Origin of the sequence: Mycobacterium sp. D16R24, assembly GCF_002013385.1 — a bacterium.
Lineage (GTDB): Bacteria > Actinomycetota > Actinomycetes > Mycobacteriales > Mycobacteriaceae > Mycobacterium.
Map to the genome: position 1 here is coordinate 87,398 of NZ_MAEV01000012.1, position 26,151 is coordinate 113,548.

The window sequence follows — 26,151 nt, forward strand, 5'->3', positions numbered from 1 at the left end:
GCATGGACCTTAAGGATACTCCCGTGGCTACCAGTGGTCGGAGGGATCGCTCTTTCCGATGGCAAACCAGAGAATGGGGCCGAAGATCGGGAACACGAGCACGATGATGGCCCACGGCAGCTTTTCGCCGTTGGGCTTCACCGGGTCCTTGATAATGGAAATGATGGTGACGACAGTGAGAACCAGCACCAGCAGAGAAAGAATTCGAATCATGACCGCCCCGGAAAGTATTTGATAACGCCTTCCTGGATAGTACTGGCCAGCAACGCTCCTTCGCGATCGAAATAGCGTCCCGCCCCCATTCCGCGGCCTGCCGAGGCAACCGGCGACTCGGTGGCGTAGAGCACCCAGTCATCGAATCGCAGTGGACGATGAAACCACACACTGTGGTTAATGGTGGCCGCGAAGATCCGGTCGTAGCCCCAGGACAGCCCATGGGTGGTGATGATCGAATCCAGCACCGTGGTGTCCGAGGAGTAGACCAGTGCCGCACTGTGGAGCACCGGATCATCGGGCAGCGGCGAGTGCGTCTTCATCCACACCCGATTATGTTCCAGCCGTTCAGATTTCGCCTTGAGCACCCATGCGGGGTCGTTGTCGTAGCGCCATTCGATGGGTTTGAGGGCGGCCACGAACATCGGCACGGTCTCCTCGTAGCCGACCAGGTGCTCGCCGATGCTCGGCAGTGTTTCCGGGGCGGCCACCGCGGGCGGCTTCACGGCATGTTCCAGTCCCGGAGAGTCCTTCAGATAGGACACCAATGCAGAGGACAGCAAGAGGTCCCCCTGGACCGCGTCGATGCGGCGATTGGCGAAACTCCGCTCGTCGCGCAACCGCAGCACCCGGAATTCGATGTCCTGCGCCGGGTCGCCACCGTTGATGAAATGGGTCGAGATGGCCGCCAGCGAAAGCTCCTCCGACACGGTGCGACCAGAGGCCACCACGGACTGCGCCATCAGCTGACCGCCGAAGGTGCGGGGCGGATTGACGGTGGGGTGACCGCCGATGAACAGGTCGGTCTCGGGGTTCTTCAGCTCCAGCAGCGCGAGTAGCTGTGCGAAATCAGGTGCGTTGCTGATGCTGATCCTCTTCCCTAGTGGTCGTCCTCGCCGATCCGGTGCACGTGGATCAGATTGGTCGAGCCTACTGTCCCCGGCGGAGCACCCGCGACGATCACCACCAGATCCCCCCGCTGATAGCGCTCCATCGCCAGCAATGCCGTATCCACCTGTTGGATCATGCCGTCAGTGGTATCCATGACCGGGACGATGAAGGTTTCCGTTCCCCAGGTGAGCGCCAGCTGGCTTCGCACCTCGGGCAGCGGAGTGAACGCCAGCACCGGCAGCGGGGTGTGCAGCCGCGCCAGCCGCCGCACCGTGTCACCGGACTGCGTGAACGCTACGAGTGCCTTTGCGTTCAGACGTTCGCCAATATCACGCGCGGCGTACGAGATGACGCCACGTTTCGTACGGGGCACATGGGTCAACGGAGGTGCGCTGACCGAATGGCTCTCGATCGCGGACACGATGCGGGCCATCGTCCGCACCGCCTCCATGGGGTACTTGCCGACAGAGGTCTCCCCCGACAACATCACGGCATCCGCGCCATCGAGAACCGCGTTAGCGACATCCGAGGCCTCGGCACGTGTCGGCCGCGAGTTCTCGATCATCGACTCGAGCATCTGGGTCGCCACGATGACCGGACGGGCGTTCTCGCGTGCGATCTGGATCGCACGCTTCTGCACAATTGGCACATCTTCGAGTGGCAGCTCGACACCGAGATCGCCCCGGGCGACCATGATCGCGTCGAATGCCAGCACGATGGCCTCAAGGTTGGCGACACCCTCAGGCTTCTCCAACTTGGCGATCACCGGCACGCGACGTCCGACGCGGTCCATGATGGCGTGCACGAGTTCCACATCGCCGGGTGACCGCACAAACGACAGCGCGATGAGGTCCACCCCGAGGCGCAGCGCGAATTCGAGGTCCGCGATGTCCTTCTCGGACAGAGCGGGCGCCGAGACGTTCATCCCCGGCAACGACAAACCCTTGTTATTGCTGACCGGACCGCCCTCGGTGACCAGGCACACCACGTCGTTGCCCTCGATGGCCTCGACGGTCAACCCGACCTTGCCGTCATCGACCAGAAGCCTGTCGCCGACGGCAGCATCGGCAGCCAACTGCTTGTACGTGGTTGAGACCCGGTCCGGGGTTCCCACAACGTCCTCGACGGTGATCCTGATCTGTTCGCCTGTCGCCCAGTGAGCGGACCCGGTGGCGAACCGGCCTAGCCGGATCTTGGGACCCTGCAGGTCGGCGAGGACACCGACCGCTCGCCCGGACTCGTCGGATGCCTTACGCACCCAGCGATAGTTCTGCTCATGGTCCGCGTGCTCGCCGTGACTGAAGTTGAGTCGCGCGACGTCCATCCCGGATTCCACGAGCTCGCGCACAAGCTCAGCGGAACCGGTCGCAGGACCAAGGGTGCAAACAATCTTTCCGCGTCTCGTCACGACTTTTGAGCATAGTCGTGGTGGTACCTACTCACGAGTCAGTGCGGGCACGATTCACTCAGCGGTTACCTTGACCGGTTTACGTTGTCAGGAGGCCAATTTCAGACCGATAATGCCGGCGACGATCAATCCGAGACTGAGCAGCCGCCAGACGTTGGCCGAATCACCGAACAACACGATGCCCAGGATCGCGGTGCCGACAGCGCCAACACCCACCCAGATCGCGTATGCCGTGCCGACCGGCAGGCTCTTCATCGCGAGGCCGAGCAGCGCGATGCTGACGATCATCGATCCGACGGTGCCGACGGTTGGCCACAACCGGGTGAAACCCTCCGTGTATTTCAGACCGATGGCCCAGCCCACCTCGAGCAGACCCGCGAGAAGAAGGACCAGCCAAACCATGAGGGATACCTCCGCATGTCGGTGAGGCCGTCCCCTGGCGAAGAATGACCGGGCCGTCCCGGTCATCACCATTGTCTCACACCCGCCGGGCTAGTCCCGAAGCTGGCGACCGCTCTTATCGCTGACCTTGCCGCCGAAAATTAGGACCGCATCGACGATCGCCCAGATGACTGCCACGATTCCGAACGTCACCAAGCCGATCAGCAGCTGCATAACGCCCAACAGCGTCTGACCCAGATAGATCCGGCCGAAGCCCAGGAATCCGACCAGTCCCAACAGTTGCAACAGGCCGGCGACCAGCTTCGACTTATCGGAGTACGGCGCTCCCGTGGCCGGGTCCCGCCCATAGGGAGCGGCGGGATCCACGTACGGCGGCGGATACGGAATGCCAGTCGGTGGCGGCACCGGCGGAGGTGTTCCGAAAGGAGGCGGAGTGCTCTCGGTCATTTCTCCACAATGCCAGAGTTCTCACCGGATTCGTCGGCCGATTCCTCCGCGGTGTCTGCCACCGGGTCTTTCGTGAGGTCTTCTTCCGCCGCTTCGGACTCTTGCGCGTCTTCCGCGACAGACGCCTCGGGAGATTCGTCGTCTGCGGGCTGCGCCGGGATGCCGCCCAGGGGCGCCGGGTCCTCGCGGCCCTTGGGAGCCAGCAGGATGTAGGCGATCGCGCCGAGGAACACCACCGTCGAGGTGAAGGAGTTGACCCGAATCCCGCCAAATTGCGTCGCCGGATCCACGCGCATCAACTCGACCCAGAAGCGTCCCACGCAGTACGCCGCGACGTACATCGCGAACAGACGTCCATGACCAATCTTGAAGCGCCGGTCGATGAAGATCAGCAGCGCGAAAACGAGGACGTTCCACAACAATTCGTAGAGAAAGGTGGGGTGCACGACCTGGGCGACCTCGCCGGTAGACACACCGTTGAGGTTGAGGACGTCAACGGTGCCGTCGGACGAACGGCGGTAGAACAGCTCCAGCCCCCACGGCATCGTGGTGGGGCCACCGGTGAGCTCCTGGTTGAAGTAGTTACCCAATCGACCGATTGCCTGGGCCAGCACGATTCCGGGCGCAATCGCGTCGCCGAACGCGGGCAGCGAAATTCCCCGGCGGCGGCAGGCAATCCAGGCACCGACACCTCCGAGGGCAACGGCGCCCCAGATGCCGAGACCGCCTTCCCAGACCGCTATCGCCTTGGCCAGTCCCTTACCGTGCGGGCCGAAGTAGGTCTGCCAGTCGGTCATCACGTGGTAAAGCCGTCCACCGACCAGCCCAAAAGGCACTGCCCACAACGCGATGTCGTAAATGACGCCACGTTCGCCGCCGCGTTGCTCCCATCGACGATCACCGATGACCAACGCGACGATGATGCCCGCGATGATGCACAGTGCGTAGGCGCGGATCGGGATCGGTCCCAGATGCCAGACCCCTTGGGGCGGGCTGGGGATGTATGCCAGATTCACGACTGTCACAGTGTTGTCCTTGTTGTCCCCGAGCCGATGCCCTGGCGCACTCCGGTAGCCAATTCTTCAGTCAGGGTACGCACGGCGGTTGCACCATGCGGAGCGGCCGCCACCAGGGCCGAGCCGACGATCACACCGTCGGCGTACGCGGCTATCTCGGCTGCTTGCGCGCCGGACCGCACGCCAAGGCCGACACCCACGGGGATATCGGAGACTTCGCGAACCCTGCTGACCAGGGCGGGAGCGGCGTTCGAGACCGCATCGCGGGCGCCGGTGACGCCCATCGTGGAGGCTGCGTAGACGAATCCCCGGCATGCGCCGATCGTCATCGCCAGCCTCTCCGGCGTGGATGAGGGCGCGACCAGGAAGATGCGATCGAGGTCATGCGCATCCGAGGCAGCGATCCAATCCTGCGCCTCGTCGGGGATCAGATCGGGAGTAATGATCCCGAGGCCCCCCGCCGCCGCGAGGTCACGCGAGAACGCGTCAACTCCGTACCGCAGCACCGGATTCCAGTACGACATCACAACGGCGTGCCCGCCTGCCTCGGTAATGGCACGGACCGTGGTGAAGACGTCGGCCACCCGAACTCCGTGGGTGAGCGCGGTTTCCGCGGCGGCCGCGATCATCGGGCCGTCCATCATCGGGTCCGAGTAGGCAATCCCGACCTCGATGATGTCGCACCCACCCCGCACCAGCGTGGTCATGAGTTCGATCGAGGTGTCCAGATCGGGATACCCATTGGGCAGGTACCCGATCAACGCGGCGCGCCCCTCGGCGCGGCACGTGTCGAAGACTTCGGTCAGGCGGCCGGGCTGCGTCATGGCCTCGTTCCATCCTGGTCGGTGCCGTTCTTGTCCAAGAGGTCGAACCACTTGGCCGCGGTCTCCACGTCCTTGTCGCCGCGACCCGACAGGTTCACCATGATGAGCGCACCTTCTCCCAACTCGGCTCCGAGTTTCAGTGCGCCGGCGACCGCATGCGCCGATTCGATCGCCGGAATGATCCCCTCAGCGCGAGAGAGCAGCAGGAAGGCGTCCATGGCCTCGCTGTCGGTGACCGGACGGTAGTCCGCACGGCCGGTTTCGCGCAGCCAGGCGTGTTCGGGACCCACCCCTGGGTAGTCCAGACCCGCTGAAATCGAATGCGATTCTATGGTTTGACCGTCTTCGTCCTGCAGCAGATAGGAGTAGGAACCTTGGAAGGCGCCCGGCGTCCCGCCGGTGAATGTGGCGGCGTGCCTTCCGGTTTCGACACCGTCGCCGGCGGCCTCGTATCCGATCAAGCGGACTGCCGGGTCGTCGATGAAGGCATGAAAGAGACCGATCGCGTTCGAGCCGCCGCCGACGCAGGCCACCACAGCGTCCGGCAATCTGCCCACCTGATCCAGTACCTGCGCCCGCGCCTCCATACCGATGATGCGCTGGAAATCACGGACCATCACCGGGAAGGGATGGGGGCCGGCGGCGGTACCGAAGCAGTAGTACGTGTTGTGCGCATTGGTCACCCAATCGCGCATGGCGTCGTTGATGGCGTCCTTGAGGGTTTTCGACCCCGACTCCACGGACACCACCGTCGATCCCAACAGCCGCATCCGCGCGACGTTAAGCGCCTGGCGCGCCGTATCGACGGCCCCCATGTAGATCACACATTCGATACCCAGAAGCGCACATGCGGTGGCGGTGGCGACGCCGTGCTGCCCCGCCCCAGTTTCCGCGATGACACGGGTCTTGCCCATCCTCTTGGCCAGGAGAACCTGACCGAGAACGTTGTTGATCTTGTGAGAACCAGTGTGGTTCAGGTCTTCTCGCTTGAGCAGGATTCGCGCACCGCCCGCATGGGTACTGAGACGTTCGGCCTCGTACAACGGCGACGGGCGGCCCACGTAATGCGTCTGCAACCGGTCGAGCTCGTCAAGGAAGGAGCGGTCGGATCTGACCTTCTCGTACGCGGCGGTGACTTCCTCGATGACGGCCATGAGCGCCTCGGCCACGTAACGGCCGCCATACGGACCGAAATGTCCTCGACCATCGGGATCATGTGCGGTGGTCTCGGCGATCGCAGCGCTCATCTGCGGTAGGCCGGTGTTCTTCATGTTGGATGAGCCGCTTGCGCGAAGACCGTCAGACTTGGATGAGCCGCTTGCGCGAAGACCGTCAGACATCGACTAGCGAGCCGGTTTGGGGCAGGACGGGTGCGTACCCGCAGTCACCAAATCAGCGACGGCTCCCCGCGGATCGCCACTGGTCACCAATCCCTCACCGACCAGGACGGCGTCGGCACCGGCACCGGCGTAGGCCAGCAGATCGGCGGTCCCGCGAATGCCGGACTCGGCGATACGGATCACGCCGCTGGGCAGTCCGGGTGCGATACGCGAGAAGCAATCCCGGTCAATCTCAAGAGTTTTCAGATCGCGCGCGTTGACACCGATGACGGAGGCGCCGGCAGACAGCGCACGATCGGCCTCTTCCTCGGTGTGTACTTCAACCAGCGCGGTCATCCCGAGCGACTCGGTGCGGTCGAGGAGAGAAACAAGTGTGTTCTGTTCGAGGGCCGCGACGATCAGCAGGATCAGGTCGGCGCCATGGGCGCGCGCCTCGTGAATCTGATACGGACCAACCACGAAGTCCTTGCGCAGCACCGGAACTGATACGGCAGCACGTACCGAGTCGAGATCATCGAGGCTTCCATGGAACCGCCGGCCCTCGGTGAGCACGCTGATGATCCGAGCTCCGCCGTCCTCATAGGCTTTCGCGAGCTCGGCGGGATCGCTGATATCTGCGAGCGCACCACGCGACGGGCTGGCCCGCTTGACCTCGGCGATCACGGCGATACCCGGCACCCGCAGGGCGGCCATGACATCGAGTGGCTTGGGCGCGGCCTTGGCCGCCGCCTTGACCGTGGCGAGATCGACAACGGCTTCGCGAGCCGCGACGTCAGCGCGCACGCCATCGAGGATCGAATCGAGTACGGTTCCCGAACTCATGACCTCGACGATTCCCTTCTTGCGGCGCCCCCGCGCCTGCGCACTCGAACTTCACAGAGGGTAGCCGCTGTGGCGTCACACACGAAAACCGGGTCAGGTCGCGCCGGATGCACCCTCTGCCGGGCCGAGGGTGGGGTCGTTCCCGTCGTCCAGGCTGTCCCACATCACCCGCTCGCTCTGCGTCTTATCTCCCGGATCGGTGCCGTCAGTGCGCCGCGCGGCCGGGGTCTGGTACTTCGTGTCCACGGCTCCCCGTGCCGCCCGCAGGAGCGTAATGGCGGCCAGTACCGCCACGACGGCGGCAATGACCGTGGTCGTGGCTCCAGCGGAGAGCCGATCGGCACCGATCAAGGTGGATATCGGAACGTTCTTGACCTCCGCCGCACGGGGTCCGACGTCGCGAATGGCCCAGAGGCTGACGCCCAGGTAGGCGGCGCCGGCCCCGATGATCGCCACGAGGACAGCCAAGATCCGCAGCGCCCATCCGCGGATCGCGAGGGTGGCGATGGCCGCCGCGACCAAGGCGACAGCCAGCGGAAACAGGGCGGCCGACCAATCGGCGCCCGACACCAGAATCGTTCGGGGCTCCCCCAAACCGTCGAACGACCTCAGGCGGACCCAGGTGAGCTTCGAAGCCCCCCACAACCCGCCTACTGCGATCAGCAGCAGTCCGGCCCCCGTGAGGAGACGCTTCCGGCCCGAATTCCGCGGAGTCGGGTCAGACATCCGCAGCGCCCGTGAGGGTTTCGGCGGCCGCGATCGCATTGAGCACCGCGGTGGCCTTGTTCCGGGCCTCGTTGTATTCGTACTCGCCCGTGGAGTCGGCCACCACGCCGCCGCCGGCCTGCACGTAGGCACGACCGTCCTTGAACAGCGCCGTTCGGATCGCGATGGCGAAATCGGCATTTCCGGCGAAGTCCAGGTACCCCAGCACTCCCCCGTAGAGGCCGCGGCGAGTGAGCTCGACTTCCTCAATGAGCTCCATGGCGCGCACCTTTGGCGCGCCTGACAGCGTTCCCGCGGGGAAGCATGCGGTGATGGCGTCCAGTGCGGTCTTGCCGTCGGCGAGCAGTCCAGAAACCGTCGACACCAAATGCATGACGTGGCTGTAGCGCTCGATGTGGCTGTAATCGCTGACCTTCACGGTGCCCGGGGTACAGACGCGTCCAAGATCGTTACGGCCCAGATCGACCAGCATGAGGTGCTCAGAGAGTTCCTTCTCGTCCGCGAGCAGATCCTTGGCCAGCAGGGTGTCTTCCTCGTCGGTGGCGCCACGCCAGCGCGTTCCGGCGATCGGATGGGTGGTGGCCACTCCGTCTTTGACCGTGACGAGCGCCTCCGGGCTCGATCCAACGACCGAAAACGCGGTCCCACCCTCGGAATCCGGCGCGTGGAGCAGATACATATAGGGGCTGGGATTAGTGACCCGCAGAATCCGGTACACCTCCAGCGGGTCGACATCGGTCTCCATTTCGAAGCGCATGCTCGGCACCACCTGAAATGCCTCACCTGCCTCGATCTCGCCAACCAGCTTGTCGACGATGGCGCTGTACTCCTCCACCGTGCGCTGGCTGCGATACGCGGGTGCCGGACGGTCGAAGTGGGCGACCGTGGAAGGCAGCGGCTGACTTAGGGCCGCCGTCATGACGTCCAGCCGCGCGACCGCGCCGTCATACGCCTCGGCCACACGTTCTGGGGTGTCATCCCAGTTGACCGCGTTCGCGATGAGCGTGATGGTGCCCTCGTGGTGGTCGACGGCCGCCATGTCGGTGGCGAGCAGGAGCAACAGATCCGGCAATCCCAGATCGTCGGTGGTCTGCTGCGGAAGTCGCTCCAGCCGGCGCACGATGTCGTAGGCCAAGAAGCCGACCATGCCTCCGGACAGCGGCGGGAGGTCTGACAGCGCCTCGCCTGCTAGCAGGTCCATCGTGGCCCGTAGCGCATCGAGAGGATCACCACCGACGGGAGCCCCCTCGGGAGTGGCCCCCAGCCAGGCGGCGTGACCGTCCCGGACGGTCAGCGCCGAGGGTGATCCCGCACCGATGAACGACCAGCGCGACCATGACCGCCCGTTCTCGGCCGATTCGAGTAGGAAGGTGCCGGGGCGGTTGGCGCCCAGCTTGCGGTAGGCAGAGAGTGGAGTCTCGCTGTCGGCCAATACTTTTCGGATCACCGGCACCACCCGATGCGCCGCCGCCAGGGCGTTGAACTCTTCCCTGGTCGTGGTCGCGGCGCCACTGACGGTGCTATGCATGGAAGATATTCTCCCAGACCCCCGCCAGCCGATTGGGTCGCGTTGCCGACGCGGGCGGGCCGGCCCTGATTCACCTAGCCCTCGTAGGCCCGCAGGGACTCCACCAGGCGCTCCAGTCCCCCCACGACGGCGTCGCGATCGTCGCCGAGTCCGGCCAGCGCCGCGGACTGGATAAGCAACCGCTCAGGAAAGTGCTCGTCAACCACCGCGCGCCCGCTATCCGTCATGCTGATGATGACCGCTCGCCGATCATTGACGCTGGCCTCCCGAGTCACATATCCACGCTCCTCAAGTTTGCGTAGCGTTCGGCTCACCCACGCTTGTGACACACCAAGTTCTTCGGCGATGTGACGAGCGATGACGGGGCCTTTTCGATATCGCAGCACAATGAGAATGTCGTGCTCAGGCTCCGGGATGGAAGCGGATGTGCACAAGGGTTCGATCGCGCGGGCAAGGAGACCCGAGGCACGCTTCAACAAGCCGACGACTTCCATGGAGGCCGTGTCGAGATCGGGCCTGTTCTGCGACCAATCGCGCACAGTGACCGAACTCTCCTTGACCACCATCGCGTCCCTTCTTGGACCCTCTCGACCGAGGGATGCCTACCTGGAAAAACACTTGCCGACCCAAGGCTATCGAACTCTGACCGCCCCACCCTGAAGCTCGGCAACATCCATGACAACCGGACTGGCGCGGTCTGCGTCACACTGACTAGACACCAATTACTTAACTTATATAGTATTCATCACGCATCCGTTCAGGACTTTGCCCGCGCTGTGACGAAAGATCCGTGAACGAGCGACGTGGAACGTCGACGGGTCAATGATGACCGACACATTCTTGCAGTAAGACATCAGTAACGCCGCGAAGACGTACCGCCATGTCCGCATGCCCGAAGGCTGTATCTAAGGACTGAAAGGGTTAGCCGTGAGCATCTCCAGGAGCCGTCGCGTACTCAATGAGGCCTGGTTGCCGCTCCTGTCCGTGGCGATACTCCTCACCGCAGGGCTGGCCATCAAGTTCGCACACGGGGTTTTCGGCTCGCAGGACCGCACACACAGCCCCGGAGGCAATTTCGCCGTCGTCCAATTCAATCCCAAGAACATCGTCTACGAGGTGTTTGGCGACTACGGCGGTTGGGCTCGGGTGAGCTACTGGGACACCAACAACAGACCGGTCGATGTTCAGCCCACCGCGTTGCCGTGGACACATACGGAGACAACCGTCTTGACGACCGCGACCGGCGATATCACCGCACAGGTGGCGGGGCGAAATGTCGGCTGCCGCATTACCGTTGATGGATTGGTGCGCTCGGAGCACACCGCAACCGGCGAGCACGCCGGTGTCTGGTGCCAGGTGCTGTCCGCATGAGCGCACATTCCACACAGAAGCCGTGGTTCGCCAGGACGATTCGCAGGTTCTCCATACTTGTGGTGCTCGCCTGGGCCGCCTTCACCGTCGTGATCAACACCGTGGTCCCGCAGCTCGAACCCGTCACCGACGCCAACCAGGGTCCGCTGGTTCCGCTCGACGCACCGTCATCCAAGGCCCTGATTCACATTGGTGAATCGTTCCAGGAATCGGACAGCAACAGTCTGGCGATGGTCATCCTGGAGGGTGATCACAAGCTCAACGATGCCGACCACGCGTTCTACAACACCCTGGCCAGCAAGCTGGAGAACGACAAGAAGCACGTCCAATACGTGATGAATCTGTGGGGCCAGGGCACGACCGCGGCGGGCGTGCAGAGCTCCGATGGGCAGGCCGCCTACACCCTCGTGCGGGTCGCCGGCGACCAGGGTTCGACGGTCTCCGATGAATCCATCCGTGCCGTCCGCGCACTGGTCGCCGAGGTCCAGCCCCCCAACGGGGTCAAGGTGTACGTTTCCGGCTCGGCCCCGCTATCCACAGACATGCTTCAGGTGGGCAACCAAAGCATGATCCGCCTGATGTACGTGACAATCGCCATCATCACGGTGATGCTGCTTATCGTCTACCGATCCGTCGCCACCGCCCTGCTGACTCTGTTGGTGGTGATGGTCGAGTTGTCCTGTGGGCGTGGCGTTGTCGCGTTCCTCGCCTATCACAAGCTAATCGGGATCTCGGTCTTCGCGTCGAACATCCTGGTGTCGTTGATCCTCGGCGCTGGGACCGACTATGCGATCTTCTTGATCGGCAGATACCAAGAGGCGCGACACGCGGGCGAGGATCGGGAGACGGCGTATTACTCTGCGGTGAAAGGCGTCTCGCACGTCATCCTCGGCTCCGGCCTGGCCATCGCGGGTGCGACGTTCTGTCTTCAGTTCACGCGCCTCAACTACTTCAACACCATGGGCATCCCGTGCGCGGCGGCGACGCTCGTCGCGGTCGCGGCATCCCTCACCTTTGGGCCCGCGGTGCTGGCGCTGGGTAGCCGCTTCGGGGTCTTCGAACCGAAAGTCAAGGCAAGTGCCGGTATTTGGCGCAAGGTGGGCACCGTCACCGTGCGTTGGCCGGGCCGGATTCTCGTGGTGAGCAGTGTTGTGGTGCTGATCGGATCGATCACGCTGCCGTCGTACCGTCCCAACTACAACGACCGGATATACATCGCCGACGACGTCCCGGCGAATCAGGGATATGCCGCGGCAGACAGGCACTTTCCCGTGAGCAAGCTCAACAGCGACATGCTCATGATCGAATCCGATCACGACATGCGTAACTCGACGGACATGATCGCGTTGGACAAGGTGGCGCGCGAGGTGTTCCACACGCCCGGAGTCGCCATGATCCAGAGCGTCACCAGGCCACTGGGCACGCCGCTGGAGCATTCGTCCTTCACGTACACGATGGGGACCATGGGAACCAAGATCAATGAACTGGTCCCGTTTCTTACGGACCTCACTGATCGGTTCACCGACATGGCGGATATCACTGACCGGATGGCTACCCTGATGCGCCAACAACAGGCGCTGACCGGACAGCAAGCGGGCGCGGCGCATATCACCGTCAAGGGTGCGCAGGAGTTGAAGGACGTCACGGTGAGCATGCGGGACACCCTTGCCAATTTCGACGATCAGTTCCGGCCGCTGCGCAACTACTTCTACTGGGAACCGCACTGCGCGGATATCCCGATGTGCTGGGCGATGAGGTCGCTGTTCGATATGACCGACCAGGTCGATTCGATGACCGATGCGGTGGACGACACCCTTAAGGCTGCGCTGATACAGGACGCGGTCACTCCGCAATTGGTCGAGGTCATCGGCAAGAGTGCCGCCGAGCTGGACAACATGAGAAAGGTGGTGCTCACCGAGCAGAGCACCATGCGGCCGATGCTCACCCAGCTGAACGAGTTGGGCCGCCAGATGATGGACCTCGGACACGCATTCGATAGTTCCAAGAACGACGAGTTCTTCTACCTGCCACCGGAGGCCTTCGACAATCCGTACTTCCAGATCGACCTGAAGTACTTCGTCTCACCGGACGGGAAATCCGCCCGCTACATGATCTACCACGACGGTGAGGCACTGAGCGAGGAAGGCATCCAGCACGCGCAGGCTTATCTGCCCGCCGCCAAGGAGGCGCTCAAAGGAACGACCCTGGCCGGATCGCGGGTCTATCTGGGCGGTGCGGCGGCGACGTACTGGGATATCCAGGACGCCACCAAGACCGATCTCCTGATTGCGGCGATCGCGGCGTTCGCACTGATTTTCCTGGTCATGCTGTTGATCACCCGCAGCGTGGTGGCGGCACTGGTCATCGTCGGCACGGTGGCGTTTTCCTACTCGGGCGCCTTCGGCCTGTCCGTGTTGGTCTGGCAGCACTTCCTTGGGATACCACTGAGCTGGCTGAACCTGCCGATCACCTTCATCATCCTGGTGGCCGTGGGGTCGGACTACAACCTGTTGCTCATTTCCCGCTATCTGGAGGAAAGCAAGGCAGGGCTCAATACTGGTCTGATCCGTGCGGTGGCCAACTCCGGCAAGGTCGTCACCACCGCGGGCATCGTGTTCGCGACCACGATGATGGCCATGCTGTCCAGCGATCTGCTGTCGGTGGGCCAGCTTGGCTCCATCATCGGCCTTGGCCTGCTGCTGGACACGCTCATCGTGCGATCATTCATCACACCCGCCATTGCCCGGCTGCTCGGGCCGTTGTTCTGGTGGCCCCGGGTGATCCGGTCACGCCCGCTACCCGCCCGCTAATGTGACGGCACGCCTGGGACCGCATGTGCGGCCCGGGCGTGCCGTGCGGGGCACTCTGTTGTTCGCATGTCGACGCTCGCGCGCCATTGCGAGAGTGCCGGTGAGCCCTGTTGCGCCAGTGAAATTCCCAGTGAAACTCCCACACCGCGCCGCCGGGCAGGAACACCGTCACGTTCTTCGATGGCATGTCGCACCTCATCACGTCGAGCCCGATATACGGGCCTGTTCGGCCGCATCTCCCGATGCCTTCATGCTATCGAACACCTGTTCGATAGGTCAATGTCTCTAGCGTGAAGCGGTGGCTGACGAGTGCTTGTTTTGCGGAATTGTCTCCGGTGTTGTGCCCGGCGTACGCGTCGCGGAGGATGCCAAAACCTATGCCTTCATGGACATCAACCCCGGCTCAGACGGACATCTCCTGGTGGTTCCGAAGCAGCACAGTAAGGATCTGCTTGAGATACCCGCCGGTGATCTGAGCGCTGTGACGGTGGCCGCCCAGCGGATCGCCAAAGCGGTCGTCACCGAACTCGGGGCCGACGGGGTGAACCTCCTGAATTGCTGCGGCGCGCACGCATGGCAGACGGAGTTTCATTTTCACCTCCACGTGATCCCCCGGTACATCGACAAGTTCAAAGACCGGCTGGGACTGCCCTGGGCGCCCGGTGTCCGTGGTGACATGCGCACAATCACCGCCCTGGGAAACCGGCTGTCCGACGCGCTGGCGTAGCGTTCGACTCATGAAACCTGGTGATCGTGTCGCCGACTTCGAACTTCCGGACCAGACCGGCACAACCCGCAGCCTCTCCGCGCTCCTGGCCGACGGACCCGTCGTGCTGTTCTTCTATCCCGCCGCGAATACGCCGGGCTGCACCGCCGAGGCCTGCCATTTCCGGGACTTAGCAAGCGAATTCAAAGAAGTGGGCGCCTCTCGCGTCGGCATCAGCGTCGACTCGGTCGAAAAGCAGGCAGACTTCGCCGACAAGCGCAAGTTCGACTACCCACTGCTCTCGGACAAGGGCGGGGCGATCTCCACGGCATTCGGCGTCAAGCGCGGACTGCTGGCCAAGCTGGCACCCGTCAAGCGGACCACGTTCATCATCGACACCGACAAGACGGTGCTCGAGGTGTTCTCCAGCGAGCTCAACATGAACGCCCACGCGGACAAGGCCCTAGAGTTCCTCCGCGCCCGCACGTAGTACGCGCAACTTAACGCTCTTCACCCAAGAGCTCATCGGCGTCAAAGCAACTGTGCGCGCCGGTGTGGCATGCCGGCCCGGTCTGATCGACTTCGAGCACCAGTGTGTCGCCGTCACAGTCCAGCCGCACCGCATGCACGTACTGGGTATGACCCGACGTCTCGCCCTTGACCCACAGGCGCTGACGCGAACGTGAGAAGTAGGTGCCGCGTCGCGTCGCAAGGGTCTGTGCCAGGGCCTCGTCATTCATCCAGGCGACCATCAACACCGTGCCCGTGCCGTGCTCCTGCACCACCGCGGTCAGCAGACCGGCAGAGTCCCGCTTCAAGCGGTCGGCAATGGCCGGATCGAGGTCGCTCATCGCACGGTGATCCCTTCTGCGGCCATAGCCGCTTTCACCTGGCCGATGGTCAGCTCGCGGAAATGGAAGACACTGGCCGCCAGCACCGCGTCGGCCCCCGCTTTGACCGCCGGCGCGAAGTGCTGAACCGCGCCAGCCCCGCCACTGGCGATCACCGGAACGTCGACCGCCGCACGCGCGGCCGTGATCATCGCAAGATCGAACCCCGCCTTGGTGCCATCGGCATCCATGGAGTTGAGCAGGATTTCCCCCACTCCCAATTCGGCTCCGCGCGTTGTCCATTCGATGGCGTCGATCCCGGTGCCCGTGCGGCCGCCATGGGTCGTGACTTCCCATCCTGACGGAGTCGGCGGGTCACCCTCGCGGACCCGGCGGGCGTCCACACTCAGCACAATGCACTGAGATCCGAACCGCTGCGCCAGCTCGGCCAGCAGTTCCGGGCGCGCGATCGCCGCGGTGTTGACGCCCACCTTGTCCGCACCGGCACGCAGCAGCACGTTGACGTCCTCCACCGATCGCACACCACCGCCCACCGTCAGCGGAATGAACACCTGCTCGGCGGTGCGCCGCACCACATCCAGCATTGTCGCCCGACCCGAGGACGAGGCCGTGACGTCGAGGAAGGTCAGTTCGTCCACGCCCTCGGCGTCATACGCGGCAGCTAGCTCCACTGGATCTCCTGCATCACGCAGGTTTTCGAAGTTCACACCCTTGACCACTCGACCATCGTCGACGTCGAGGCAGGCGATGACACGGGTAGCAACACTCATCGGTAGTCCTCCGGATCCCCGACCCCGGCCAGCACTTCCAGAATCTGTTCGTGCACGCCGGGCGCGGCCACCAGCACTGACGGCGATTCGGGGGTCCAGGGATTGCCACCGAGGTCCGTCGCGTGGCCGCCCGCCGCCTGAACCAGTGCGATACCGGCGGCGTGGTCCCACACGTGTGCGCCGAAACTCACCGCACCGCCCAGGATCCCGCCCGCGGTGAACGCCAAATCGATCCCGGTGCTGCCGTGCATACGCAGTCGCGACGTGATGCGGCTCAGCTTCTCCAGCACCGTCAGCCGATAGCGTCCCGGCACCCGGCCTTTCCAGTCCACATTGAAGGTGCCCAGCCCCACCGCCACATCCGCGAGATCGACGCGGGGCAACGGCGGCATCGGCACGCCGTTGCGCACCAAGGGGCCACCCGCCAAGCCGGTGTACTTGTCCCCCATGAACGGCAACCAGGTCAGGCCCGCGACCGGTTCTCCGTCGGAGAGCAGCCCCAGCAGAATTGCCGCCATCGGCGAACCCGCCGCGTAGTTCACGGTTCCGTCGATCGGGTCGACCACCCAGACCAGCCCGGAATCCACGGCCGGACCACCGAATTCCTCACCGTGCACAGCGATTCCGGTGCGCTCCGTGAGCGCCTTCACCACCATCCGTTCGATGGCCAGATCCTCCTCGGTGGCGAAGTCCTTACCGCCCTTGAAGACGACACCATCGGCCCCGTGTCCGGCCACGAAACGCTGCGCCGCCACGTCCAAAATCGCGGACGCCTCAGCAATCAGCGCAGTCAGCTCCGCAGTAGTAGGCATGTCAGGAAACGGCAGTCAACGCGTCGGGCAGGGTGAAACGGCCGGCGTAGAGGGCCTTTCCGACGATCGCGCCCTCGATACCGGCGCCGGTTAGTTCTGCGATGGCACGCAGGTCATCGAGGCTCGAAACCCCGCCCGAGGCAATGACAGGTGCGTTCGCGACACCCGCGACCTGTGCCAGCAGTTCGAGGTTCGGCCCGGTGAGGGTGCCATCCTTGGTGACGTCGGTAACCACGTAACGCGAGCATCCCTGCGCACGAAGACGTTCCAGCACCTCCCAGAGGTCACCGCCGTCGCTGACCCAGCCACGGCCGCGCAGCCGGTGCTCGCCGTCCACAATTTCGACATCTAGCCCCACCGCGACACGTTCACCGTGCCGGGCGATCGCCGAGGCGCACCATTCCGGGTCCTCTAGCGCGGCAGTGCCGAGATTGACTCGGGCGCAACCGGTTGCAAGCGCTGCCATCAACGATTCGTCGTCCCGGATGCCGCCGGAGAGCTCGACCTTCACATCGAGCTCGCCCACCACCTGTGCCAGTAACTCGCGGTTGGAACCGCGTCCGAAGGCGGCATCCAGGTCCACCAGGTGCACCCACTCGGCACCGTCGTTCTGCCACGCCAGCGCCGCATCACGCGGTGAGCCGTAGGTGGTTTCGCTGCCCGCCTTGCCCTGCACCAGGCGCACGGCCTGGCCGTCGGCGACATCGACCGCTGGTAATAGAACGAGACTCACGAGATTCCCTTCACCCAATTGCTCAACAACACGGCCCCCGCGTCACCGCTCTTCTCCGGATGGAACTGTGTGGCCGCCAGTGCCCCATTCTCCACCGCCGCGATAAACGGCACGTGATGGGTCGCCCATGTCACCAGCGGCTTCGCGATGGGTGACTCGGCGGGCGTTTCCAGCTCCCATTTCTGTACCGCGTAGGAATGCACGAAGTAAAAGCGTGTGTCGGCATCCAGCCCGGCGAACAGGTCCGATCCGGTCGGCGCATCGACGGTGTTCCAGCCCATGTGCGGGATCACCGGTGCGTCCAGACGGCTGACCACGCCTGGCCACTGGCCGCATCCTGCGGTATCGACACCGAATTCAATGCCGCGACTGAACAGGATCTGCATGCCGACGCAAATACCCAGTACTGGGCGGCCGCCGGAGAGCCGAACGTCGATGATGCGCTCGCCGTCAATGCCGCGCAGCCCGTCCATGCACGCCGCAAAGGCGCCTACCCCAGGGACCACCAGACCGTCGGCATTGAGCGCCGCATCGGCATCGGCGGTCACCGTGACGTCGGCGCCGACCCTTTCCAGCGCGCGCTGCGCGGATCTGAGATTACCCGAACCGTAGTCGAGGACAACGACTTTGGGTCCGGCACCGGTCACAGGCTGCCCTTGGTCGACGGCACACCGGTAACCCGCGGGTCGGGCTCGACGGCCTGGCGCAGCGCTCTGGCCACGGCCTTGTACTGGGCCTCGGTGATGTGGTGCGGGTCGCGCCCGTACAGGGTGCGCACATGCAGCGCGATCCGCGCGTTGAGCGCCAACGACTCGAACACGTGCGCGTTGATGACAGTGTGGTACGGAACCGAAGAGCCCGCGATCGTGGTGTGCAGCAGGTGGTCCGGCTCGCCGGTGTGCACACAGTACGGGCGGCCCGATACGTCCACCGCGGCGTGGGCCAGAGTTTCGTCCATCGGGATGAAGGCGTCCCCGAACCTGCGGATTCCCTTCTTGTCCCCCAGCGCCTCGGCGAGCGCCTGCCCGAGCGTGATGGCGGTGTCCTCCACCGTGTGATGCGCCTCGATCTCGGTATCACCCGTGGCGGTGATCGTGAGATCGAAACTGGCGTGCGTCCCCAGGGCGGTGAGCATGTGGTCGAAGAACGGCACCCCGGTATCGATGTGCACCTGACCGTTGCCATCCAGGTTCAGTTCCACCACGATGTCCGACTCGCGGGTGGCCCGGGCCACTCGCGCCACCCGATTCCACGCGGATGCTGTCATGAGGGCGCACCTTTCTCTAGGTCCGTCGCGGCCAGTGTGTCGCTGACCTTCAAGAACACGTTATTCTCGCTCGCCAGCCCGATGGTGACGCGCAAATACCCCGGAATGCCGACATCCCGGATAAGAACGCCCGCATCGAGATACCGCTGCCAGCTCGCCGCCGAATCGACAAACCTGCCAAACAGCACGAAGTTCGCGTCACTGGGAATAACCCGGAATCCGCTGGCCGACAACGCCTCCGATACCCTGATGCGTTCGGCAACCAACGTCGCGACGCTACCAAGGGTCTCCGCACGGTGTTTCACCGCCGCGCGAGCGGCGGTCTGCGTGAGCACCGACAGGTGGTACGGCAGCCGCACCAACTGCAGTGCGTCGATAACGGCCGGTGCCGCCACCAGGTATCCCAGCCGTCCGCCCGCGAAGGCGAAGGCCTTGCTCATGGTGCGGCTCACGATCAGCTTCGCCGGATACTCGTCCACGAGCGTGATTCCACTGGGCGCCGCCGAGAATTCGCCGTATGCCTCATCCAGGATCACAACTCCCCGAGCCGCGTCGAGGATCTGGCGCAGGTCCTCCAACGGAACAGACTGTCCCGTCGGGTTGTTGGGGCTCGTCACGAAGACGACGTCGGGCTGATGCTCCCGAATCGCTGCGACCGCCGTGCGTATATCCAGCGAGAAATCCTCCGAACGCTGAGCCTGCAGCCATTCGGTCTGGGTTCCATCGGAAATGATCGGGTGCATCGAGTAGGACGGCGTGAAACCTAGCGCGGTGCGGCCAGGCCCACCGAAGGCCTGTAATAGTTGCTGCAGTATCTCGTTGGAACCGTTTGCCGCCCAGACATTCTCGGCGCCCACGGGTACGCCCGTCTGCTCTGCCAGGTAGGCCGCCAGATCGGTACGCAAGGCCACCGCATCGCGGTCCGGGTAGCGATGCAGCTCCGCCGCCACCCATCGGACCGAATCCGCCACATCGTTGATGAGGCCGGCCGACGGTTCGTGCGGGTTCTCGTTGGTGTTCAGCCGCACCGGCACTGTCAACTGCGGTGCGCCATAAGGACTCTTGCCGCGCAGGCTGTCGCGCAGCGGCAGGTCCTCGAGTCGGGCCGCGCCGCCGATCAGACCGCTCATGATCGCTCGAACCTGCGTCGAACCGCCTCACCGTGCGCGGGCAGATTCTCTGCATTCGCGAGCGTGATCACGTGCCCGGAGACCTCTTTGAGAGCGGCCTCGGTGTAATCCACGATGTGGATACCGCGCAGGAACGTCTGCACGGACAGCCCACTGGAATGCCGTGCACATCCGGCGGTGGGCAGCACGTGATTGGATCCCGCGCAGTAGTCGCCGAGGCTCACCGGTGACCATGGCCCCAGGAAGATCGCACCGGCATTGCGAATGCGCGCGGCCACCGGCACCGGATTGGCCGTCTGAATTTCCAAATGCTCGGCCGCGTAGGCATTCACGACCTTGATCCCCGCACTGAGGTCGTCGACGAGAACGATTCCGGATTGAGCACCGGTCAGCGCGGCGGTGACGCGTTCTGCGTGCACCGTCGTCTCCAGCTGTGCGGCAGTCTCTTTCACCACGGCGTCGGCCAGCTTCTCGCTCGTGGTGACGAGCACACTCGCCGCCAGCACATCGTGTTCGGCCTGGCTGATCAGATCGGCGGCCACATGTACCGGATCAGCGGTCTCATCGGCAAGGACTGCGATTTCAGTGGGGCCGGCCTCGGCATCGATACCTACCAGCGATCGGCACAACCGCTTGGCCGCGGTCACGTAGATATTGCCGGGCCCGGTGATCATGTCGACCGATGCGAGCTCGGCACCGTCGGTATCGGTACCACCGTGCGCCAATAGCGCGACACCCTGGGCGCCACCCACGGCCCAGATCTCTTCGACGCCGAGCAGCTGTGCGGCCGCGAGAATCGTCGGGTGAGGCAGTCCGCCGAATTGGGCCTGCGGTGGTGACGCGATGACGAGCGATCCCACCCCGGCTGTTTGTGCCGGGACGACGTTCATGACGACGCTCGACGGATACACGGCGTTACCGCCCGGAACGTACAAGCCCACGCGCTCGACGGCTACCCAACGCTCGGTGACGGTGGCGCCATCCGCGACGGTGGTCACCGTGTCCTGGCGGCGCTGATCGGCGTGCACCGCACGCGCTCGCAGAATGGACACTTCGAGCGCGTCGCGCACCGCCGGGTCCAGCTCCGCGAGTGCGCGCTCCAGCTCGGCAGTGGGAACACGGACGGTCGCGGGGCGCACGCCATCGAACTGGGCGCTGAATTCCAGTGCGGCCTCGGCGCCGCGGTCCCTGACCGCCTCCACCACGGGCCGTACCGTCGGCAGCACGGCATCGACGTCGGTCCCGCCCCGCGGAAGGGCAGAGCGCAGATGGGACGGGGACAGGTTCGCACCGCGCATGTCGATACGGCGAAGCAGCGATGTGCCGCCTGCGCGAAGAGCATCTGATGGGGTGGGTCCGTCGCTCACCCCGCCATTCTCCCAGAGCTGCTCAACCCCATTTACCGCGCAGTCACCGGTTGTGTGTGACGCACGTCTAACTAGACTCGTCGGCAGGAAGACCCTACCGGCCCACAACGATCGGATCATCGATGTCAGCAAACAATCAGCCCGGCGTGCCCATGCTCATGCCCGATTGGCTTGAGCGAGCTCAGATCAAGTTCATGAATCCATTCATGGCCCGTATCGCGCGCTTTTTACCGTCGTTCGCTACCGTTACGCACTTCGGCCGCACGTCAGGCACCAAGTACGAAACCACCGTGAACGCATTCCGCAAAGGCGATGTCATCTCCATCGGGCTGATTCACGGTAAAACCAACTGGACCAAGAACGTGATCGCCGCCGGCGGTGCCGACATCAAGCTCTTTCGCGGCAAACAGATCCATGTGATCAACCCGCGCATCGTGGAGCAAGGCCAGGGAGATCCAGCGCTGACCCGCTCGACCCGGCAAGTCAACAAGCTCGCAGGGGTCTTCGTCGCCGATATCGCGAAGTAGCTGCCGTGTTGGATGCCCCCGGCTTCGATCGTCTGGTCCCGGGGGCGGTCGGCGATCTGCGCCTTTCTCGCGACCCCAGTTCCACGGGAGATCCTGAACGCCGCGTTAGAGACTCCGCAACACGCGCCGTCCAACTCGAACATCCAGCCCTGGCGGGTCGCCATTGTCGCGGGCCGGACACGGGACACGCTGGCGACCACGTTGACGGCATACGCGCGCGAGCACGGTCTGGCCCGCATGGATATTCCCGGTCGCAGCCGCTACTGGTCGGAGGTGCTCGCACCGTTCATCAAGGCGCTCAACGCCGTTCCACGCATCGTGCTGGCCTCATTGTTCATCATCTGGTTCGGTCTCGGGCTGAGCTCCAAGGTCGCCACCGTCGTGGTTCTGGTGTTCTTCGCGGTGTTCTTCAACGCATTCATCGTGCAAAAGCTAGTCACGTCGTTCGTTCAAACGCTGCGCTGGATCAAGCTGCACTCGCCCGCACAGATCGCCGACAACATGCCACCTCAATACGCGGGCGCAAACAAAGACCCCTACTTGCAGTCCATTGTCGACTCCATCGGAATGTTCAGCGGCGACGGGATCATGAAATCCGATGGCGCACAGAACGCATTGCGCATCCTCGGCATGTACTCGAAGAACGTCGCACCCGTGAAGCAGCGGATCGACATCAACGCGACGTACACGACGGAGTTCGCGCGGGCCGCGCTGCGCGACTGAGGTTTACATATCCAAACCGATGTCGAGCACCCGGGCGGAATGCGTCAGCGCACCGACCGCAAGGTAGTCGACACCCGTCTTGGCGTACGCCGCGGCCGTCTCGAGCGCAAGCCCTCCCGAGGATTCCAGCTTGAGCTGGGGAGCCTGAGCATCGCGGCGCTGCACGGCAACCTGGGTCTGCCAGACCGGGAAGTTATCCAAAAGTACGAGCTCGGCACCCTCGGCCATGACCTCATCGAGCTGTTCGAGCGAGTCGACCTCGACCTCACACTCGATGTTCGGCGCCGCCGCTCGGACCGCACGCAGCGCGGCCACCACCGAACCGGCGGCCACGACGTGATTGTCTTTGATCAGTGCGGCATCGCCGAGGCCGAGGCGGTGGTTCACGCCACCTCCGGCGCGGACGGCATACTTCTGCAGGAGTCGCAGTCCCGGCAGGGTTTTGCGGGTGTCGCGGATCTGCGCGTGAGTACCGTCGACCGCGTCCACCCAGGCAGCAGTCGTGGTCGCGATGCCCGAGAGATGACACACCAGGTTCAGCATGGTGCGCTCGGCGGTCAGCAGATCGCGGGTGGGGGCGGTGACCGTGAGCAGCGCTGTCCCGGTACCGACTCGAGTGCCGTCAGTGAGACGATTCTCCACGCGGTAGTTCCCCGCGCCCACCACTGCGTCAAGAACGATGAGGGCGATTTCCACTCCGGCGATCACACCGCCGGATCGCGTCACCATCGCGGCGGTGCATTCGGCGTCGGCGGGCACGGTGGCTTGGCTCGTGACATCGGGACCATAGCGCAGGTCTTCTTCGAGAGCACGCTGGACCACCGAACGTGCCTCGGCGAGTTCGGTTTCCGTCAGCGTCGCGGTCAACATGGCACCCCAGACGGTAGCGCAACCTCGCATCCGTCGGCGTCCCGGCGCACCGGAAAACTGATGGCAAAATCGGGATCGGTGCCGGGCCAATCCGAGCGGGCATGGCAGCCGCGGGATTCGGTGCGCGCCGAGGCCGCGGCGACCACGGCGGCAGCGGTGAGGGTCAGCGCGGCGTCTTCCACCTCGAGCGGGGTCGATGTCGGCACCGCGGCGCACGAACGTAGCTCGTCATCAAGGTTTGTGAGCCCCTCGGCATCACGCAGTACGGATGCCCAACGGCTCATCGCCGCCTGCAGCCGCCGACGGTCGAGACGCGGTTGCGCATCGTGATGCTCCCCGCTCATGGCCGACCGTTCAGTCACCTGCGCGGCGGCCTCCCCCGCACGCCTGCCCACCACGAGGCCTTCCAACAAACTATTGGAGGCCAGCCGGTTTGCCCCGTGCATCCCGGTACGCGCGACCTCACCCGCGGCGAACAAACCGGCGATCTCGGTCCGGCCGTAGGGATCGGTGACGACCCCGCCACAGCTGTAATGCGCCCCCGGTACCACCGGGATGAGCTGAGCCGTCGGATCGATACCCGCCGCCGCACACGCGGCGGTGATGGTGGGGAATCGGCCCGCGAAGTTGTCGATCGTGCGCGCGTCGAGATAGACGCACTGATCTCCGGTCTCGCGCAGCCTGCGGGCGATCGCTCCGGCCACGATGTCGCGTGGCGCCAGATCGCCCATGGGATGCACTCCGGAGGTCACCGAATCCCCACGGGCGTCAACAAGAGTGGCTCCCTCGCCGCGGACCGCCTCACTGATGAGGGGCCGGCATCCGTTGGCATGCGCGGCATGCAGCATGGTCGGATGAAACTGGATGAACTCGATATCGGCCACCGGCACACCCGCACGCAAGGCCAGTGCGATTCCGTCTCCGGTTGACCCCTCTGGATTGGTGGTGGCCGAATACAGATGCCCGAGGCCGCCGGTAGCCAGAACCACGGCCCCGGTACGGATCACGCCTGAGCCGTCAGCGTTTCGGACGACCACACCGCCCACGCCGTCCGGCCCGATGAGGACGTCGTGCACCACATGGCTCCGACGGATATCGAGTGTCGCCGCGGCGTGATCGAGCGCCCGCTGCACTTCCGCACCGGTCGCATCGCCGCCCGCATGGATTATCCGGCGGGTGCTGTGTCCGCCTTCGCGTGTCAATGCCCATTGTCCGGAATGTGTTTCGTCGAATCGGGCACCATCGGCCACCAGATCGCGCACCGCGCGATAACCGTCCGACACGATCGAGACCACCGCATCGACATCACACAGACCGGCCCCGGCGCTCAGCGTGTCACGGACATGAGCCTGGACTGAATCGTCCGTGTCGGGCAGTACGACGGCGATACCGCCCTGGGCGAAATGCGTCGCAGTAGCACCGATCTTGCTGAGCACCAAGACCTTTCGCCCTCGGCGGTGCGCGGCGAGCGCCGCCGCCAATCCGGCTACGCCCGCACCGACGACAACCACATCTGCATCAGTGCTCCAGGTGGCTCCCCCGGGCAGCGTCATTCTCCGCCGCCGGGCTGCCCGATCTCGATCATCCGCTGCACACTTCGCCGCGCTAACCGCGCGGTTTCCGGGTCCACATGCACCTCATCACGACCCTCCACGAGGCAGCGCAGCATCGCCGCAGGGGTAATCATCTTCATGTATGTGCATGAGGCTCGGTCGTTGACCGCCAGGAAGTTCACGTCGGGCGCCGCCTTACGCAGCTGGTGCAGCATGCCGACCTCCGTGGCCACCAACACCTCCCGTGCGCGCGTTTCACGGGCCGCGTCGAGCATTCCGCCCGTCGAGAGGATTTTCACCCGATCGTCGGGCACGGCCCCCTCGCCGGCGAGGTACAGGGCCGATGTCGCGCACCCGCATTCGGGATGCACGAACAGCTCGGCATCCGGGTGTAAACGTGCCTGCCCGGCAAGTTCCTCGCCGTTGATTCCGGCGTGCACGTGGCACTCGCCCGCCCAGATCTGCAGATTCTGACGACCCGTCACCCGCTTGACGTGTGCGCCGAGGAACTGGTCCGGACAAAACAGCACCTCGCGGTCCGGGTCGATCGACGCGACGACGTCGACGGCGTTCGAGGAGGTGCAGCAGATATCGGTGAGCGCCTTCACAGCCGCGGTGGTGTTGACGTACGAGACCACCACGGCGTCGGGAAATTCGGCCTTCCAGTCCCGCAGATCCTCGGCGGTGATGGAATCGGCGAGCGAGCATCCGGCGCGCTGATCCGGGATGAGCACCGTCTTATCCGGACTGAGGATCTTGGCCGTCTCGGCCATGAAATGAACACCGCAGAACACGATGGTGTCCTCTGGCGCCTCGGCGGCAATGCGGGAGAGCGCCAGCGAGTCGCCGACGTGGTCCGCCACGTCCTGGATCGCCGGAAGCTGATAGTTATGCGCGAGCAGTGTGGCGCCGCGCTGGTCGGCCAATCGGCGCACCTGCTCGGCCCAACGGGCATCGCCCTCCACACCGCTGTATCCACCAGGGCCGTCGATCACGCCGTCAAGTAACACGTCAGCTGCCGTCATGGCCGCCTCCTCGCGCCCT

Annotated in this window: 29 protein-coding genes; 6 read left to right on the forward strand and 23 right to left on the reverse strand. The window is 64.4% G+C overall.

Going from position 1 to position 26,151, the window contains the following annotated elements:
* Nucleotides 1-27: 27 nt before the first annotated feature.
* From B4383_RS10725 to B4383_RS10780, 12 genes are all read right to left on the reverse strand, one after another.
* Complete coding sequence (locus tag B4383_RS10725) at nt 28-213, reverse strand: PLD nuclease N-terminal domain-containing protein (protein WP_078288123.1); 186 nt, start codon at nt 211-213, stop codon at nt 28-30.
* Complete coding sequence (locus B4383_RS10730) at nt 210-1,079, reverse strand: acyl-CoA thioesterase II (RefSeq protein ID WP_176126539.1); 870 nt, start codon at nt 1,077-1,079, stop codon at nt 210-212. Before B4383_RS10730 ends, B4383_RS10725 begins: the two co-directional genes overlap by 4 nt.
* A 14-nt stretch (nt 1,080-1,093) precedes the next feature.
* Nucleotides 1,094-2,512 (reverse strand): pyruvate kinase, encoded by a 1,419-nt coding sequence (gene pyk, locus B4383_RS10735; RefSeq protein ID WP_078288121.1) that lies wholly within the window; start codon nt 2,510-2,512, stop codon nt 1,094-1,096.
* Nucleotides 2,513-2,599: 87 nt separating this feature from the next.
* Nucleotides 2,600-2,914, reverse strand: a complete 315-nt coding sequence (gene sugE / locus B4383_RS10740; RefSeq protein WP_078288120.1) for a quaternary ammonium compound efflux SMR transporter SugE — start codon at nt 2,912-2,914, stop codon at nt 2,600-2,602.
* A 90-nt stretch (nt 2,915-3,004) separates the two neighbouring features.
* Nucleotides 3,005-3,361, reverse strand: a complete 357-nt coding sequence (locus B4383_RS10745) for an NINE protein (protein ID WP_078288119.1) — start codon at nt 3,359-3,361, stop codon at nt 3,005-3,007.
* Nucleotides 3,358-4,386: a prolipoprotein diacylglyceryl transferase gene (gene lgt, locus B4383_RS10750; protein WP_078288118.1), complete on the reverse strand. Its 1,029-nt coding sequence runs from the start codon at nt 4,384-4,386 to the stop codon at nt 3,358-3,360. The genes B4383_RS10745 and lgt overlap by 4 nt, the downstream gene beginning before the upstream one ends.
* A complete protein-coding gene (trpA, locus tag B4383_RS10755) occupies nt 4,383-5,201 on the reverse strand; it encodes a tryptophan synthase subunit alpha (protein WP_078288117.1) in 819 nt (272 codons plus the stop codon). Before trpA ends, lgt begins: the two co-directional genes overlap by 4 nt.
* Nucleotides 5,198-6,472 carry a tryptophan synthase subunit beta gene (trpB, locus tag B4383_RS10760; RefSeq protein ID WP_078288116.1) on the reverse strand — a complete coding sequence of 425 codons (1,275 nt, stop codon included), beginning with the start codon at nt 6,470-6,472 and terminating at the stop codon, nt 5,198-5,200. Before trpB ends, trpA begins: the two co-directional genes overlap by 4 nt.
* Nucleotides 6,473-6,544: 72 nt before the next feature.
* The gene (trpC, locus tag B4383_RS10765; RefSeq protein WP_078288115.1) at nt 6,545-7,363 is read right to left on the reverse strand and encodes an indole-3-glycerol phosphate synthase TrpC; all 819 of its coding nucleotides are present in this window, start codon (nt 7,361-7,363) and stop codon (nt 6,545-6,547) included.
* Between the two features lie 93 nt (nt 7,364-7,456).
* Complete coding sequence (locus B4383_RS10770) at nt 7,457-8,089, reverse strand: TIGR02234 family membrane protein (RefSeq protein ID WP_078288114.1); 633 nt, start codon at nt 8,087-8,089, stop codon at nt 7,457-7,459.
* A complete protein-coding gene (locus B4383_RS10775) occupies nt 8,082-9,617 on the reverse strand; it encodes an anthranilate synthase component I (protein ID WP_078288113.1) in 1,536 nt (511 codons plus the stop codon). The genes B4383_RS10770 and B4383_RS10775 overlap by 8 nt, the downstream gene beginning before the upstream one ends.
* A 74-nt stretch (nt 9,618-9,691) precedes the next feature.
* A complete protein-coding gene (locus B4383_RS10780) occupies nt 9,692-10,183 on the reverse strand; it encodes a MarR family transcriptional regulator (protein ID WP_078288112.1) in 492 nt (163 codons plus the stop codon).
* A 361-nt stretch (nt 10,184-10,544) separates the two neighbouring features.
* Between B4383_RS10780 and B4383_RS10785 the strand changes: the two genes are divergently transcribed.
* The 4 genes from B4383_RS10785 to B4383_RS10800 all read left to right on the forward strand — a co-directional run bounded on the left by B4383_RS10785 (nt 10,545) and on the right by B4383_RS10800 (nt 14,994).
* The gene (locus tag B4383_RS10785) at nt 10,545-10,988 is read left to right on the forward strand and encodes an MmpS family transport accessory protein (RefSeq protein ID WP_078288111.1); all 444 of its coding nucleotides are present in this window, start codon (nt 10,545-10,547) and stop codon (nt 10,986-10,988) included.
* Nucleotides 10,985-13,798: an MMPL family transporter gene (locus B4383_RS10790; RefSeq protein ID WP_078288110.1), complete on the forward strand. Its 2,814-nt coding sequence runs from the start codon at nt 10,985-10,987 to the stop codon at nt 13,796-13,798. The genes B4383_RS10785 and B4383_RS10790 overlap by 4 nt, the downstream gene beginning before the upstream one ends.
* Nucleotides 13,799-14,096: 298 nt before the next feature.
* A complete protein-coding gene (locus B4383_RS10795; protein ID WP_078288109.1) occupies nt 14,097-14,525 on the forward strand; it encodes an HIT domain-containing protein in 429 nt (142 codons plus the stop codon).
* 10 nt (nt 14,526-14,535) lie between these two features.
* The gene (locus B4383_RS10800; protein WP_078288108.1) at nt 14,536-14,994 is read left to right on the forward strand and encodes a peroxiredoxin; all 459 of its coding nucleotides are present in this window, start codon (nt 14,536-14,538) and stop codon (nt 14,992-14,994) included.
* A gap of 10 nt (nt 14,995-15,004) precedes the next feature.
* Here the strand turns inward: B4383_RS10800 and hisI are convergent, their stop codons facing one another.
* From hisI to hisD, 8 genes are read right to left on the reverse strand one after another with little or no spacing between them, the layout of a single operon-like run.
* On the reverse strand, nt 15,005-15,355 hold the full coding sequence (gene hisI / locus B4383_RS10805) for a phosphoribosyl-AMP cyclohydrolase (RefSeq protein WP_078288107.1): 351 nt from the start codon (nt 15,353-15,355) through the stop codon (nt 15,005-15,007).
* Nucleotides 15,352-16,125: an imidazole glycerol phosphate synthase subunit HisF gene (gene hisF / locus B4383_RS10810; protein ID WP_078288106.1), complete on the reverse strand. Its 774-nt coding sequence runs from the start codon at nt 16,123-16,125 to the stop codon at nt 15,352-15,354. The genes hisI and hisF overlap by 4 nt, the downstream gene beginning before the upstream one ends.
* The gene (locus B4383_RS10815) at nt 16,122-16,937 is read right to left on the reverse strand and encodes an inositol monophosphatase (RefSeq protein ID WP_078288105.1); all 816 of its coding nucleotides are present in this window, start codon (nt 16,935-16,937) and stop codon (nt 16,122-16,124) included. The genes hisF and B4383_RS10815 overlap by 4 nt, the downstream gene beginning before the upstream one ends.
* A gap of 1 nt (nt 16,938) precedes the next feature.
* Nucleotides 16,939-17,670, reverse strand: a complete 732-nt coding sequence (gene priA, locus B4383_RS10820; protein WP_078288104.1) for a bifunctional 1-(5-phosphoribosyl)-5-((5-phosphoribosylamino)methylideneamino)imidazole-4-carboxamide isomerase/phosphoribosylanthranilate isomerase PriA — start codon at nt 17,668-17,670, stop codon at nt 16,939-16,941.
* Nucleotides 17,667-18,317, reverse strand: a complete 651-nt coding sequence (gene hisH, locus B4383_RS10825; RefSeq protein ID WP_078288103.1) for an imidazole glycerol phosphate synthase subunit HisH — start codon at nt 18,315-18,317, stop codon at nt 17,667-17,669. The genes priA and hisH overlap by 4 nt, the downstream gene beginning before the upstream one ends.
* Nucleotides 18,314-18,937: an imidazoleglycerol-phosphate dehydratase HisB gene (hisB, locus tag B4383_RS10830; protein ID WP_078288102.1), complete on the reverse strand. Its 624-nt coding sequence runs from the start codon at nt 18,935-18,937 to the stop codon at nt 18,314-18,316. Before hisB ends, hisH begins: the two co-directional genes overlap by 4 nt.
* Complete coding sequence (locus B4383_RS10835) at nt 18,934-20,067, reverse strand: histidinol-phosphate transaminase (protein WP_078288101.1); 1,134 nt, start codon at nt 20,065-20,067, stop codon at nt 18,934-18,936. Before B4383_RS10835 ends, hisB begins: the two co-directional genes overlap by 4 nt.
* Complete coding sequence (hisD, locus tag B4383_RS10840; protein ID WP_176126537.1) at nt 20,064-21,383, reverse strand: histidinol dehydrogenase; 1,320 nt, start codon at nt 21,381-21,383, stop codon at nt 20,064-20,066. Before hisD ends, B4383_RS10835 begins: the two co-directional genes overlap by 4 nt.
* Before the next feature lie 203 nt (nt 21,384-21,586).
* Between hisD and B4383_RS10845 the strand changes: the two genes are divergently transcribed.
* A complete protein-coding gene (locus tag B4383_RS10845) occupies nt 21,587-21,961 on the forward strand; it encodes a nitroreductase family deazaflavin-dependent oxidoreductase (protein ID WP_078288099.1) in 375 nt (124 codons plus the stop codon).
* A 12-nt stretch (nt 21,962-21,973) separates the two neighbouring features.
* Nucleotides 21,974-22,684 carry a nitroreductase family protein gene (locus B4383_RS26900; RefSeq protein ID WP_078288098.1) on the forward strand — a complete coding sequence of 237 codons (711 nt, stop codon included), beginning with the start codon at nt 21,974-21,976 and terminating at the stop codon, nt 22,682-22,684.
* 3 nt (nt 22,685-22,687) lie between these two features.
* Here the strand turns inward: B4383_RS26900 and nadC are convergent, their stop codons facing one another.
* From nadC to nadA, 3 genes are read right to left on the reverse strand one after another with little or no spacing between them, the layout of a single operon-like run.
* Nucleotides 22,688-23,554, reverse strand: coding sequence for a carboxylating nicotinate-nucleotide diphosphorylase (gene nadC / locus B4383_RS10855; protein WP_078288097.1), 867 nt, complete (start codon nt 23,552-23,554; stop codon nt 22,688-22,690).
* Complete coding sequence (locus tag B4383_RS10860) at nt 23,548-25,107, reverse strand: L-aspartate oxidase (RefSeq protein WP_078288096.1); 1,560 nt, start codon at nt 25,105-25,107, stop codon at nt 23,548-23,550. The genes nadC and B4383_RS10860 overlap by 7 nt, the downstream gene beginning before the upstream one ends.
* Entirely contained in the window at nt 25,104-26,132 is a 1,029-nt protein-coding gene (nadA, locus tag B4383_RS10865) for a quinolinate synthase NadA (RefSeq protein ID WP_078288095.1), read from the reverse strand. Before nadA ends, B4383_RS10860 begins: the two co-directional genes overlap by 4 nt.
* Between the last annotated feature and the right edge of the window lie 19 nt (nt 26,133-26,151).